This window comes from Leucobacter sp. GX24907, assembly GCF_053567335.1.
Genome location: NZ_JBSGPD010000004.1, coordinates 109,625 through 122,727, shown reverse-complemented (window position 1 = coordinate 122,727; position 13,103 = coordinate 109,625). Strand labels below are relative to the sequence as shown.

Here is a 13,103-nt window from a genome sequence, read left to right as displayed (position 1 = left end):
TTCCTTTGAGCAAACTGTTCAACGGGCACGTTCCCGAAATTGATGTTAGCGCTATCGCTATCGCTAACACAAGCGCCTCACTTTGACTGGTAGACTTTCGGTCATTTCTCAGAGTATGGAGCGAGGCGGACTTGTCACCTGGTACCCCCCGGCAGCCTGGAAGACGAGGCGGTAGGCGCTCTACTCGCGCCGCGACGCTCGCGGATGTAGCCAAGCTCGCCCAGGTGTCGGCGCAGACGGTGTCCCGCGCACTGAGGCGCCCGGATGAGGTCGCTCCCGATACCCTCGAGCGGGTGGAGGAAGCCGTCCGCCGAATCGGTTACGTGCCGAACCTCACCGCAAGCAACCTCGCGTCGAATCGCAGTCGGCTGGTCGCGACACTCATTCCATCGATCTCCACCTCGGTGTTTTCCGAGACCCTCTCCGCCGCGCAGGCAGTTCTCGGCGCTGCTGGCTACCAACTCGTCCTGGGTTTCACCGACTATGAGGATCTGCGCGAGGAGGCCCTCGTCAGGCAGCTACTTGGCCGGCGGCCCGACGGCGTCTTCCTCGTCGGCAACACGCACACGCAGGTCGCAGCAGAGATGCTGCGAGCATCGCGCATCCCCATCGTCGAAACCTGGGGGTGGACCGAGCACCCGCTCGATGACCTGGTCGGATTCTCGAACCAGAGCGCGATGGGAGACCTCCTCACTGCGGTTCACGATGCCGGGTATCAGGCGCCGGTGTTCACAGGTTCCCTGCGGCCGGGAGACCATCGCTCGCTAGAACGACTCTCTGGATTCCGAGAAGCATTCCAGCGCCTGTACCCGGGCTCCGAAGAACGATTCGTCGACTCGTCCGACATGCCACTCACACTCGCCTCGGGCGAGAAGCTTCTCGATCGCATGCTCGAGCGCTATCCCGAAATGGACATCGCCATGTTCGGTACCGACATCCTCGCCAACGGTGCAGTCCTGGCAAGCATGCGCAAGGGGCTAAGAATTCCCGATCGTCTCGGCATCACAGGGTTCGGAGACTTCGAGCTCTCATCGGCGCTCACGCCGGCCCTCAGCACCGTCTCGATCCCCAACACAGAGATCGGTCGCATCGCCGCCGAGCGACTGCTCGCGAAAATGGAAGGCCGCGAAACCGGATCGACGTCGACTCGTGTGGACTATCGCATCACGTTGCGCGAGACAACCTGACCCAACGCAGGCAACGGCGACCCACAGAGCGCGCCCATTACAAGACACCCCGTCGAGCGAGCCGCGACATGAGCTCTCTGAATCCGACCGTCCACGGCGCGCAACGTTCGCTCTCCTCGACGGTGTTCACAAGTGAGCCAAGCCTCGGACTGCAGATACGAACCAGGTCTCCGCGGTTGTGCGTGAAGCCCTCCCCGGGCGCTGACCTGTCGGCTGTCGGGGCAAACAATGTCCCCAACATCAGAATCGCACCGTCGGGATACTGATGGTGCGGCCCGAGAAGCTGAGCCACGAGATCCGCAGGGTCCCTGCTGATCTCAGCGAGCGAAGAGGTCTCATCGAGGCGGAACCCGTCCTCTCCCTCGACCTCGAGAGAGACTGTCGCCGAACGCACGTCGTCGAGACTGAAGTTCTCGTCAAAGAACCTAATGAACGGCCCGACTCCGGCCGACGCGTTGTTATCCTTCGCCTTCGAGAGGAGCAGCGCCGACCGCCCTTCAAAGTCACGCAGGTTGACGTCATTGGAGAGCGTCGCACCAACGACGGCTCCAGACGAGGCGACGATCAGACCGATCTCGGGCTCGGGATTGTTCCACGACGACTTCGAGAGCACCCCAAGACTCCCTGCAGTACCGATACTCGAGAGCGGCTGAGCCTTGGTGAAGATCTCGGCATCAGGTCCGATCCCGACCTCGAGATACTGACTCCAGAGGCCACGCTCCTTCAGCGCCTCAGCAAGGCGGGATGCAGCCTCGGAGCCGGGTACAAGATCGGCAAGGGATCCTCCGAGGATGCTTCCAATCTCCTCCCTCACCTCCGCTGCGAGACTCGGGTCTCCGCTTGCGCGCTCCTCGATGAATCGCTCGATCATAGACACCGCGAAGGTAACCCCGGCTGCCTTCACTGCGTGCAAGTCGATCGGCGAAAGCAGAACCGGGATCTCGGGGTCGGGATTCTGCTGCGCGGTGTTTCGCAGTACATCCTCCAGCACCCCCGCACGTACCCCCTCGAGTCCCCGCACGGCTCGCGCGGGATCGGGCTCCTCGGTGAGATGGGTCATCGTGGGAAAGTGGTCAGTGATATCGAAGAGCTCACCGTCGCGCACCATAACGACCGAGGGCGATTCATAGGTCGGGCTCCAGATCCTTCCGACGAGTAAAGCATCGCTCGCATCGTCGGGGAGCGTGGCGGTAGCTGAGGGCGGCCACTCGATCGTGTTGTTCGTCTTGCGCGCGGTCATGGTTGATCGTTCCTTTCCAATTCTGTCTCGGGTCGCACGCTACGTGAGTGGGCGACCATTGCCGTCGTGTTTCATCCCGGAGATCGCTCTGCGCCGCAGCGCCTCGTAGTCCTCGAGCCCACGTCCGGGAGAGATCCGACCCAGCACGATGTCCCGGACGATGGCCGACCCTGATCCCTGGAATGCCGTATACCCGGCGAATCGCGGACGAACCCACGAGGCCTCAAGAGTCTCCCTTGTCGCCGAGTAGAAACCACCGGAGGCACGATCCACGACGTCCGCGGCCCATGCCGCGGTACGGCTCGGCTGTCCTGCCTCCCGCACGATGATCCCGGACTGCGTCTCATCATCGATGAGCATGGCGAGATGGGCGGCGAGCGCGTCGCTCACCTCGGCACGGCTCGATACAGCCAGCCCGGTGCCCCCGATCACGGAACCGGGTGCTCTTCCCCCCACACGGGGCGCATCTGCAAAAGCGACTCGCCACGATCCACCCCCTCCCGACATCGGACGGACCGCGTAGTTCACGTACCCGAACACCAACGGGCAGTATGCAATATCACTACGAGAGGATATGCGTTCGAGTAGACCAATCGGGTTCAACCCGATCCAATCCGGGTCCATACGCCCGGCAATGCCAGCCATGCGTGCGAGAGCGTGTTCGGCCGCGTCTCGGGAAAGCTGTCCGAGCCCTCCCGGCGCCTCACCGAGAGCGACACAGAACGAGTACAGGGTCAGAAGCGCATGCGGGCCCGCAAGCGATAGTGCCACCGGTTCCTGCTCAGAGAGCGCGACTACGTCGTCCCACGTACTGGGGACACTGCATAGCCGGGAGGGATCGTAGGCCGCCACCTGCGCCGCCGCGTCGAGGGGCAGTGCCCAGACGCTATCGGCGAGCGCATATGACTGCACCGATGGGCCAACGAACTCGCCGCTTTCTAGCGATGCGAAACCATCTCGGCCGGAACCCGAGACAGGTTGCAGAGAGTCAGAGGCCAATGCATCCCCGATATGAGGGTGATCGAGCACGATGAGATCGTACCTGTCAGCGAGTTCTTCGATCGATGCCGATTCAAACCCTTCAAGAGTGTGCACATCCCAGCTGAGCGTATCGTCGTGCCGCCCGTCGGCGCTGAACCGCTCCGCAAGAACCCGCAGAGCCTGAAAGCCGCGGGGATGGTCCCATGTCAGTCCTCGGTAGTGCATACCTCTCCTCCTCGAGTGCTTGGTCCAGCATCGCACTCTGAAACCAGAATATGTTAGCGCTCACATTAACGCTATCAGAAATGGCGCCTAGCAACTTTCTGGCGAGGGGATCAACATCCACTCCTTGCACGCAGAGATGAGAGACTCATCGCGCCACAGTGCTGCCGAAAAGCAGTCACAGAGAGAAGCGAACTCGTGAAGTCGTCGTGCTTACCGTTGGAGCAGCGGCGTCACTCGTCCGAGAATGTCGGCGTGCACTGTTTCGGCGAGTTCCGCGGCGTCGAGCACGAGGAAGCGATCGGGTTCAGCTTGCGCCAGGCGCAGGAAGCCTTCTTGTACCGCACGGTGGAACTCGATCGTCTCGGATTCCAACCTGTCTTGTTTCCCTCCGCGGGAGGCCCGCCGCTCGGCCGACAACTCGGGACTCACGTCGAGGAGCACGGTCAGGTCGGGCGCCAGCCCGTCGACGGCCCATTCACTGATGCGTCGCACCTCGTCGATATCGAGTACGCGTCCGGCCCCCTGATAGGCGAGCGACGAATCGATGTAGCGATCCTGCACGACCACTGCACCACGATCGAGAGCCGGGCGCACGATCTTCGCAACGTGCTGGGCGCGGTCTGCCGCGTAGAGGAGCGCTTCAGCTCTCGCATCAACTTCCCCGATGTCACCGCCCTCGCCGTCTGCGGTTCCGTGCAGCAGCAATCTGCGCAGTTCCACACCGAGGCGGGTTCCGCCGGGTTCGCGTGTGCGCACGACCTCGTACCCGCGTTCCACCAGCCAGGCTTCAAGCAGTTCGGCCTGCGTGGTCTTCCCGGCACCATCACCGCCCTCGAGCGTGATGAAGATGCCGGGCATCAGTCCGTCCTCTGAGCTTCTGCTGCTTTCTTCGCGGCGTTGGCCTTGCGCGTTTCCGCGGCCTTCTTCGCAGCCGCTGATCGCGCCGGATCCACTGCCTTCTTGGCCGAGGTCTTCTTTCCGGCCGGCTTCTTCGCAGCGGGTTTCTTCGCCGGAGCCTTCTTGGTTGCACGCTTCTTGGCCGGGCCCTTCGCGCGTTTAATCGCCAGCAGGTCGATCGCGCGTTCGAAGGTGATCTCATCAACGCTCTCGCCGCGAGGGATCGTCGCATTCGTCTCGCCGTCGGTCACGTATGGGCCGAAACGGCCATCGCGCACCCGCACGGGCTTGCCGCTCACGGGGTCGGCGTCGAACTCTTTGAGGGCGCTCGTCGCTCGCCGTGCGCCGTACTTCGGCTGTGCGAAGAGCTCCTTCGCGCCGGCGAGATCGACGGTGAAGATGGCATCTTCGCTCGGAAGCGTCCGGGTGTCCGTCCCCTTCTTGAGGTAGGGGCCGTAGCGGCCGTTCTGGGCCGTGATCTCAGCACCGGATTCATCGTCGACGCCGACCACACGCGGCAGATCGATGAGTGCGACCGCGCTGTCGAGATCCACTGTCGCCGGATCCATAGTCTTGAATAGGGACGCGGTGCGCGGCTTGCTGCCCTTCGGCAACTCCTCGTCATCGTTCGGCAACTCGGTCACGTAAGGGCCGAAGCGGCCGTTCTTCGCCACGATACGGCGTCCGGTCTCGGGGTGCAGGCCGACCACACGGTCCTCAGCGGGCTCGGCATCTGCGAGTTCGTGAGCCTTGCTCGGGGTGAGTTCGTCCGGAGCCATCCCGTCGGGAATGTTGACGCTGCGAGGCTTCAGCGCACCATCGTCACCGACCTCGCACTTTTCGTCGTACACCTCGAGATAGGGGCCGTACTTGCCGTTGCGCAGCGAGATCTCGTCGTCGATCTTGATCGTATTGATCGCCCGTGCATCGATCTCTCCGAGATTGTCGACGACTCCTCGGAGGCCTGGATGCGTATCGGAACCGAAGTAGAACTCGGCGAGCCAAGTGCCCCGCTCGGCCTCACCGGCGGCAATGCGGTCGAGATCGCTCTCCATCTCGGCAGTGAAGTCGTAATCGACCAGCTCGGAGAAATGCTCTTCGAGCAGGCGGACGACGGAGAAGGCGATCCAACTCGGAACGAGCGCCTGGCCCTTCTTCGTCACGTACCCACGGTCCATGATCGTGCTGATGATCGCAGCATAGGTCGACGGACGCCCGACGCCGAGATCTTCGAGTCGTTTGGTGAGGCTGGCCTCGGTGTATCGCGGGGGCGGGCTGGTCTCGTGGGGCTTCGCTTCCGGATCAGCGACTCCGAGTGGCTGATCGCGTGTCAGCTGTGGCAGCGAGACGTTCTGCTCGGACTCGCCGCGCTTCTCATCTCGCCCCTCTTCGTAGGCGAGCAGAAATCCAGGGAACGTGATGACGGTACCGCTCGCGGTGAACTCGATGGCGGTGGCCGCGGCAGCACCCGACTCCTGCACCTTTGCTCCGAGCGTCACGGTATCGGTCGATCCCTTGGCATCGGCCATCTGGCTGGCGACCGTGCGCTTCCAGATCAACTCGTAGAGCGCGTACTCACCCTGGTTCAGCTTGCCCTTGAGCGCGGTCGGGCGTTGGAACTGGTCTCCGGCGGGGCGGATCGCCTCGTGCGCTTCCTGTGCACCCTTGGCCTTGCCCTTGTAGACGCGCGGCGAGTCGGGCAGCGTATGAGCGCCGTAGAGCTCGGCCGCCTGCGATCGCGCAGCCTGAATCGCCTGCTGCGACAGCGTCGGGGAGTCTGTTCGCATATAGGTGATGTAGCCGTTCTCGTAGAGCGACTGGGCGAACGACATCGTCTGCCGCGAGCTGTATCGCAGCTTGCGCGACGCCTCCTGCTGCAGCGTGGAGGTCGTGAACGGAGCCGCGGGGCGGCGGGTGTGCGGTTTCGTCTCGACCGAGCGCACGGTGGCTTCTGCCGAGTCGGCAAGCAGCTCGGCGAGTGCTTGCGCGCGCTGAGCAGCGAGCGGCAGCACGCCTGCGCTCTGCGCCTTTGCGGTGAGCAGGCCGTCATCGCCGAAGTCTCCACCGGAGGCGATTCTCTGCCCGTCGATACGCGCCAGGCGGGCCTGGAACGGCGTAGTATCGCTCGCCTCCGCGGCAGGGCGGAACGATGCCGTCAGGTCCCAGTATTCGGCCGGGGTAAAGGCCAGGCGCTCGCGTTCCCGGTCGACGACCAGTCGAGTGGCAGCAGACTGCACACGGCCTGCCGAGAGCTTCGGGGCGACTTTGCGCCACAGCACCGGCGAAATGTCGTAGCCATAGAGCCTGTCGAGGATACGACGGGTCTCCTGCGCATCAACGAGCGCGACGTCGATGTCGCGGGTGTTCTGCTTGGCCTGCTCGATCGCCTCGCGGGTGATCTCGTGAAACACCATGCGCCGCACCGGCACTTTCGGCTTCAGTACTTCGAGGAGGTGCCACGCGATGGCTTCGCCTTCGCGGTCCTCATCAGTTGCAAGCCAGACTTCGTCGGCGCCTTTCATGGCACGTTTCAGCTCGGAGACCGTCTTCTTCTTGTTGTCGGCGACGACATAGTACGGAGAGAACCCGTTCTCGACATCGACGGCGAACTTGCCGAACGGCCCCTTCTTGAGTTCGGCGGGTAGTTCGGAGGGCTCGGCAAGGTCTCGGATGTGTCCGACTGACGCGATCACCTCGTAGTCGTCTCCGAGGTAGGAACCGATCGTCCGCGCCTTAGTCGGCGACTCGACGATCACGAGCTTCTTCGTACCCTCCACAGGGCTCCTTCTGATTCTCCAAAACGTGCTGCGGCGCATTTCCGCAACGTCACGATACACAGTGTGGCATGAGAATCTGCATCTTGCCGCGGCCGCCCGCGCCCCTGCGCAGTGCTGGAGGGGTGCCGAGCTCACGTTCCGGAAGCGGGTCGGCGCGTACGCATCTGCTCATGGCCGCCCGATGTATAGGTATGGATCGACGTTCGAGAACGCGTTCGTTCGTGCGGTTGACAGCGTGAAGTGGGTGTGCAGCCCCGAGGTGCATCCGCTCATGCCCGCAGTCGCCACGCGTTCTCCTGCGCGAACTCGAGCGCCGACGGCGATGCCCTGCTGCTCCGGAGACCCGGGAGCGATGTGGTTATGCGAGCTGTACAGGGTGAGACCTCGGTATTCGTGTCGGATCACCACCCCATGGTTCACACCACGCCACCAGGTCGGATTCACGAGACATGCTGGCGGCATCCCTCCGCCGAGGGGACCCGCTGCCACGACCACACCATCGTACGGCGCATAGAGCGCGCCGTCCGCCGAGACGGCAAGGTCGATCGACTGTCCGTCGTGGTGCCCCTGCGTGACGCCTCGCACGCCCGATGGCCAGGCCCAGCCGTTCGCAGCGACGGCCGCCACTTGACCATCGGAGACATCTGCGACTCCGGCGTGCGCCCGAGCCTCGACGCTGCCGAATGCGGAATCAACCCGCACGACCACACGGGCCCGCTTGCCGTTCTCCGGCTCGCAAGAGACCACTTCGACGTCCATCGAGGCAGCGACCTCGCCGGCAATGGCGCAGGGTTCGGCGTTGATCCAGCCGGCGACAGCATCCGCCGCGGCGAGCGCTGCGGCGTCGGCAGCGCCTGCGGCACGGTGGCGGGCCTCGAGCTGGCCCGCGCCGGCCAGTACCGGGACACCGATGACGAGCACGCAGGCAATGCAGCCGACTGTGACGGGAACACTCATTGTCCAGCCCTATCGACGCCACTATGCGCCGCACATGCCGTAGCCGACGACGCGATGCTCGACAGGAGGCCGCGAACGGGGCTGGCGGTGAGTTCGACACACAGTAGGGGGCCACGAAGCCAGGTTCGCTCCTCAGTCCCACGCGGCAGCTGAGCGCGACGCGCTTCAGCAGCTGCCTGATCGTCCCGTGCCTCGAGCCTCGCGACGTCAGCGGCGGCCGAAGCCAGGGTCACGCGCTGAGCGGAGATCATGATGCCGCCCAGCACGAGTCCGAGCACCACCAGCACGGCCGGCAAAGCAATGGCGAACTCCGCGGTGACCGTTCCACGCTCCTCGCGTTTCAGCGCCGCGACGCAAGCCTGCCGGACTCTGAGGTCCTTGTCCTCGGAGGCCGCTTCCTGGCCCTCATTCCCGGCGGAACCCCTCTCAGCCGATCCCATCGTCCGAACCCATTGCCCTAACCGGCAGCACCGAGAGCGTTCTCGACGAGATCGACGAGCATTGCACGAATCTCGCTTGAGCGCATGATGGCAACGAGCAGCCCGGCGAAGGCGACCGCCGCCATGATCACCATCACAGGTCTATATCTACACGCCTTCCCCAAGCCCATTGAATGACTCCGCGACGCTCGGGATAGATCGTGACGGAATCAATCACTGTCCGGAGTAGCGCCTGCTTCTCTTCAACTTGGAGCGTGTCCCATTCTTCAGCGATTCTCTCCAGCCCGGTCAAATAGTGGGAAGGGTCGATCGCGTGGTCACGTTCAGCGAGGCCCAGGTCCGCTTGTAGGCGCGTGAGCTCTGCCTCGAGTTTGTCTCGGGTGGCCCTGTACGCGGCTTCTGGGACGAGGCCGGACACGAGGTGCCCTGTGAGCGTCACGAGGCGGCGCTCTGCGGCGACAATCTCCCTGGCTATAGCCTCCAGGTCAGTACGAGGGGTTTCGGACGCTGTGAGGTCCGCTCGCACGTTCTTGCTTTTCGCTGCTCGCACCACAGCGTCATCGACCCGCCATGTCGCGATCGTCTTCGCTTGAGGCGGGTGCGGGACCGTGGAAGGGCACACGTACGAGCTGTAGAACGTCTCCGGATCATGCCGGGATACGGCAGTGTTGCCGTACCGCTTCCGGCCGCAATGGCACACCACCATCGATGACAGGAGATGCTTCGAGACGCGGGGCTTCATGGGCACGTGCCGGTCCCGGCGCATGCGCTGGTAGCGGGCCCAGTCCCCTTCCGAGATGATTCCATCGTGAGCTCCTGACTTCACCTCTCCGTGGTACTCCACGTAGCCGGCATGGATTGGTGAATCGAGGAGCTTTCTGACGGTCGCTGGGATCCAGTCGCGTCCGTTGATTGTGTTGGCTCCGACGCGGTTCAGGTGCGCAGAAATGTAGGTGAAGCCGCGTCCCTCGTCGAGGTACATTCGGTACATCTGGACCACGTGCGGTGCCCGGTCGGGGTGGGGTTCAATGTGGGTTTTCTTACTCACCCATCCCCAGGGGACGGAGCCTGTTGGGGGTAGTCCGAGGGAGAACCGTCTTGCTCGAACCTCCGCCCACTGCTCTCCGATCTGTTCCGACTGGAACGCTGCGTATTCGGTCATCACTCCTCGAGCGAATCTGCCAGAAGCGGTGCCGGTGTCGATCGGTTCCGTAGCTGATTCGATGCGGCCACCAGCGACATCCACCCGGTCTGCAGCGACAGCCCAGTCTCGTCGGTTTCGGGAGAGACGCGACCACTTCCACAGCACGATCACGTCTGCGGCACGTTGTTCGATCATTTCCATGACGCGCTGCACTGCGGGGCGCTTCACCCACGTGCGACCCGAGATCCCTTCATCGACCTCGATAGCAACGACTTCGTATCCGTGGGCGGCACAGTAGTCGCGTCCGGCAATCTCCTGGAGTTCGATGCTGATCGAGTCATCACGCGCGACCGACTGTCGCAGATAGAGAACCGCGCGTGGTGCGACTGCGGGTACAGCTCTGAGGTGTGTGTTCATCTGGCTGTGCTTGCGGTCTGAGCTACATTATTGTCCATCGGTTCACCTTTCTGGTGGTCCGGTATTTGAGCCCTCGTGGCGCGGTTCTTGCTTGCCGGCGGAACGCGCTGCGGGGGCTTCTTTTGTTTAGTGCACCTATTGCTTGGTCCAGGTACCACAGCCCTCATTCTCGAAGAACTGCCCCTCTACGAGTGTGACTGTCGCCGGCCCTGACTCGACGATGTTGTTGTCGATGATTCCCGCGGCCGCACCGGTGCCTTCCTTCCAGGCGTAATAGCACATGCCTGAGCTGACGGTGGTGTCGTAGACGCCAGGTTGGACTGTCTTACCGACCGTATGGAAACCAGACGTCATCTCATTCGAAGCCTTCTTCTTTTCGGCAGAATCGACCTCCTTCTCCCGGTCTTCGAGACTCTTCTCTAGCTCATCGAGTTCTTCGGCACGCTCGTCGAACTCGGCCTGCTGTGCCTCGGCTGCTCCCGCGTCCTTTCGGAGCGCGAGCGCTTCAGCGCGCCACTCATTGCGCTCTTCAAACGTGGTTCCCCACTGCGAACGAAGCTCCTTCTCCATCGCTGTAGAACCGGGGATGCTCGCAGCGAATCCTGCTCCGAAGCCAATTCCGAGAAGAACCAATGCTGCACCACCAAGGAAGAGTTTGCTCTTCAACGGCAACGACGCCATCGCTTTTGCCCAGGCTTCCTTCATTCCGCTCTCATCGCCTGACCGTGATTCTTGACTTACTTGAGTAACTGGATCGTCGGGGACTGCCTCGGTTACATCGCTGTGGTTCATGTTGTCATCCTGTTCGGTTGTGGGATCTGTCCTGTTCATGCTGCTGCGGGGAAGCGTCCGTAGTGCTGCTGCCATGCGAGCACGAGTTTGGGGGTGATGCCGAGAGCGTGCGCTATCGCTGCTGGGTGGTGGTGCAGGTATTCGGCCCGCGCGTAGGCCGCGTGGTTGATCACGAAGCGCGCTGCCCATCGCCAGGCCTGCGCTTCAGAACGGTCGGTAGTGCAGTCGTGTCCATAGTGAGCATGTCCAAGCTCGTGTGCGAGAGCTTCGACCTCCTGCGCCTCAGTGAGCCCTCTTCCGATAATGATCAGGTTCTTGGCCGACCTATAGAGAGATCGGTAGGGGGCTGGGAGCGTGCCGTAGATCACGGCTACGCCTCGCCGCCGCGCTTCATTGAGCAGCTTCTGGCGCATCGGTTCTCCTATGGGGTGTCGGGGGCTTCCTGTTCGGGCTGAGGGTCTTCACCACGCAGAGCAGCGTGGCGATCGGCGAGGGACTCTCTAACGAGATCCTCGTTGGCTGGGTCGTACTCGATGGTCAGGCCGCGGTTCTCGCGGTAACCGTCGAGCTGCGTCACGGCAGCATCCTTACCCTGACCCCCGACATCTGAGTCCTCAAGAAGCTCGTTCTCATCTATCGACTTCTTGGCGCGGCGTGCAAGTTCAATCATCAGCTTGCGCCCAGTCCACCCATCCCCTGCAAGAAGGGCGAGAGCATCAACATCCTCAGTATCAAGTGCACGTTTGCCGTTGATCCGCTCTGACACATATCCAAGTGCGCGCCCGAGCTTCGCAGTTAGAGCCTGGCCTGTAATCCGGTACTCCTTCATGAACCCGCGGTAGGCATCTGCGAAGGCGAGCGAGAAATCACTCAACTCGGGGTATTTGCTCATGGGCGAAAGCTTGGCATATGCGCATCTTGCATGTCAAGTGTGAAAATCCGCTTGCGGGATGAGTTTCACCTATGCCAAGCTTCATTTATGCCAAACAATGACAGTAGCCAGGACGGCGTAGTGCAGGCGATCGACATCCTCCTCGCCGCCCGCAACAAGACCCGCAAGTGGCTTGCGGAGCAGCTCGGCAAGGACCAGTTCTGGATTGGACACCGCATGAACAATCGGATCCTGTTCAAGTTCGGTGAGGTTGTCCAGATCGCTGAGGTGTTCGGGCTCGGTGTCGAGAGCTTCCTCTCAGTCCCCGATCTGATTCCCAAGTCGGCCGAGCAGCGCAAGGCGGCGGCGTCATGAGTGTCGGTCGTCGCCCCACCGAGACTGAAGCATTACAAGCCGCAGGCCGTGTGCTGGCGGTAGGCATCATGCGAACCATGTCCATGGACCCTCACGAGGCCGCCCTTGGCGCCTACATTCCCCGCGTTACACCCCCAGTGGAAGAACTCGAGGCCCGCATCCGGGCGAAGCACGCAGAAGCGGCAGCGCGCATGAAGCGCAGCGCCTAACTCGAAGTCCCATTTCTTTGCCTCCCCTGTTGAGGGCTGGCTACTGCATACCCAATTCCCGGAAGGAATCACATCATGGACCCCATCACTATCGCCGCGTGGGCGCTGCTAGCCGGCGCATCCGTCAGTGTCGGCCTCACGATTCGAGGCGAGGTTCGTCGCCGCCACCATGACCGGAAGCTCACCGAGATGGTGGAGCTCGCGAACGACGCGATCACGAACGAGATCTCACGCATCAACCGCATGCGACCCCGTGTCGAAATGCAGGAAGTCGATCCGGAATCGGAGCTCGGGCAGGCGATCATTCGGACGCTGGGCCTCGATGGGCCTTGTGGTTGCCCGAACTGTGGGGAAGAGCGGCGTATTCAGCACGTCGAGCAGAAGCGGGACGAGCGGTGAGCCGTCATGGATTGGACAGGGATCGTGTGGCGGGGCCTGTGCCTGCTCACCGGCATGTTGCTTATCGCGGTGATGGGCGGGCTGGTGCCAGAGAGCTGGTTGCCGGTGGTGGCGGCGGTCGTCATGGGCGTCGCTCTGGTGGTCGTGGTGGGTGGGTTGCACGACTCCGAGCGCTCTGGAAGGCCGTGACGT

Annotated in this window: 16 protein-coding genes; 5 read left to right on the top strand and 11 right to left on the bottom strand. The window is 62.7% G+C overall.

The genetic code is table 11. The features are described 5' to 3' along the window. The first annotated feature begins 131 nt into the window (after positions 1–131). Complete coding sequence (locus tag ACUYV6_RS07510; RefSeq protein ID WP_449278046.1) at positions 132–1,187, top strand: LacI family DNA-binding transcriptional regulator; 1,056 nt, start codon at positions 132–134, stop codon at positions 1,185–1,187. A 37-nt stretch (positions 1,188–1,224) separates the two neighbouring features. Here ACUYV6_RS07510 and ACUYV6_RS07505 read toward each other — a convergent pair whose 3' ends face one another. The 11 genes from ACUYV6_RS07505 to ACUYV6_RS07455 form a co-directional block, all read right to left on the bottom strand. Next, complete coding sequence (locus tag ACUYV6_RS07505) at positions 1,225–2,427, bottom strand: fumarylacetoacetate hydrolase family protein (protein ID WP_449278045.1); 1,203 nt, start codon at positions 2,425–2,427, stop codon at positions 1,225–1,227. Between the two features lie 39 nt (positions 2,428–2,466). After that, positions 2,467–3,633, bottom strand: coding sequence for a hypothetical protein (locus tag ACUYV6_RS07500; protein WP_449278044.1), 1,167 nt, complete (start codon positions 3,631–3,633; stop codon positions 2,467–2,469). Between the two features lie 210 nt (positions 3,634–3,843). Next, a complete protein-coding gene (gene tmk / locus ACUYV6_RS07495; protein WP_449278043.1) occupies positions 3,844–4,491 on the bottom strand; it encodes a dTMP kinase in 648 nt (215 codons plus the stop codon). Continuing rightward, positions 4,491–7,307: a type I DNA topoisomerase gene (gene topA / locus ACUYV6_RS07490; RefSeq protein ID WP_449278042.1), complete on the bottom strand. Its 2,817-nt coding sequence runs from the start codon at positions 7,305–7,307 to the stop codon at positions 4,491–4,493. The genes tmk and topA overlap by 1 nt, the downstream gene beginning before the upstream one ends. 168 nt (positions 7,308–7,475) lie before the next feature. Further along, the gene (locus ACUYV6_RS07485; RefSeq protein ID WP_449278041.1) at positions 7,476–8,264 is read right to left on the bottom strand and encodes an Rv3654c family TadE-like protein; all 789 of its coding nucleotides are present in this window, start codon (positions 8,262–8,264) and stop codon (positions 7,476–7,478) included. After that, on the bottom strand, positions 8,261–8,704 hold the full coding sequence (locus ACUYV6_RS07480; RefSeq protein ID WP_449278040.1) for a TadE/TadG family type IV pilus assembly protein: 444 nt from the start codon (positions 8,702–8,704) through the stop codon (positions 8,261–8,263). Before ACUYV6_RS07480 ends, ACUYV6_RS07485 begins: the two co-directional genes overlap by 4 nt. Positions 8,705–8,721: 17 nt before the next feature. Next, a complete protein-coding gene (locus ACUYV6_RS07475) occupies positions 8,722–8,838 on the bottom strand; it encodes a DUF4244 domain-containing protein (RefSeq protein WP_449278039.1) in 117 nt (38 codons plus the stop codon). Continuing rightward, on the bottom strand, positions 8,838–10,265 hold the full coding sequence (locus tag ACUYV6_RS07470; RefSeq protein ID WP_449278038.1) for a recombinase family protein: 1,428 nt from the start codon (positions 10,263–10,265) through the stop codon (positions 8,838–8,840). Before ACUYV6_RS07470 ends, ACUYV6_RS07475 begins: the two co-directional genes overlap by 1 nt. Before the next feature lie 135 nt (positions 10,266–10,400). Then, complete coding sequence (locus ACUYV6_RS07465; RefSeq protein WP_449278037.1) at positions 10,401–11,057, bottom strand: hypothetical protein; 657 nt, start codon at positions 11,055–11,057, stop codon at positions 10,401–10,403. A 35-nt stretch (positions 11,058–11,092) separates the two neighbouring features. After that, positions 11,093–11,470, bottom strand: a complete 378-nt coding sequence (locus tag ACUYV6_RS07460; RefSeq protein WP_449278036.1) for an ImmA/IrrE family metallo-endopeptidase — start codon at positions 11,468–11,470, stop codon at positions 11,093–11,095. 8 nt (positions 11,471–11,478) lie between these two features. Continuing rightward, positions 11,479–11,949, bottom strand: coding sequence for a hypothetical protein (locus ACUYV6_RS07455; protein WP_449278035.1), 471 nt, complete (start codon positions 11,947–11,949; stop codon positions 11,479–11,481). 87 nt (positions 11,950–12,036) lie between these two features. On the opposite strand from ACUYV6_RS07455, the gene ACUYV6_RS07450 reads away from it, so the two are divergent. The 4 genes from ACUYV6_RS07450 (at position 12,037) to ACUYV6_RS07435 (ending at position 13,100) form a co-directional block, all read left to right on the top strand. Continuing rightward, positions 12,037–12,303 (top strand): hypothetical protein, encoded by a 267-nt coding sequence (locus ACUYV6_RS07450; protein ID WP_449278034.1) that lies wholly within the window; start codon positions 12,037–12,039, stop codon positions 12,301–12,303. After that, positions 12,300–12,512, top strand: coding sequence for a hypothetical protein (locus ACUYV6_RS07445; protein WP_449278033.1), 213 nt, complete (start codon positions 12,300–12,302; stop codon positions 12,510–12,512). The genes ACUYV6_RS07450 and ACUYV6_RS07445 overlap by 4 nt, the downstream gene beginning before the upstream one ends. A 75-nt stretch (positions 12,513–12,587) precedes the next feature. Then, a complete protein-coding gene (locus tag ACUYV6_RS07440) occupies positions 12,588–12,911 on the top strand; it encodes a hypothetical protein (RefSeq protein ID WP_449278032.1) in 324 nt (107 codons plus the stop codon). Positions 12,912–12,917: 6 nt separating this feature from the next. After that, the gene (locus ACUYV6_RS07435; RefSeq protein WP_449278031.1) at positions 12,918–13,100 is read left to right on the top strand and encodes a hypothetical protein; all 183 of its coding nucleotides are present in this window, start codon (positions 12,918–12,920) and stop codon (positions 13,098–13,100) included. The last annotated feature ends 3 nt before the right edge of the window (positions 13,101–13,103 follow it).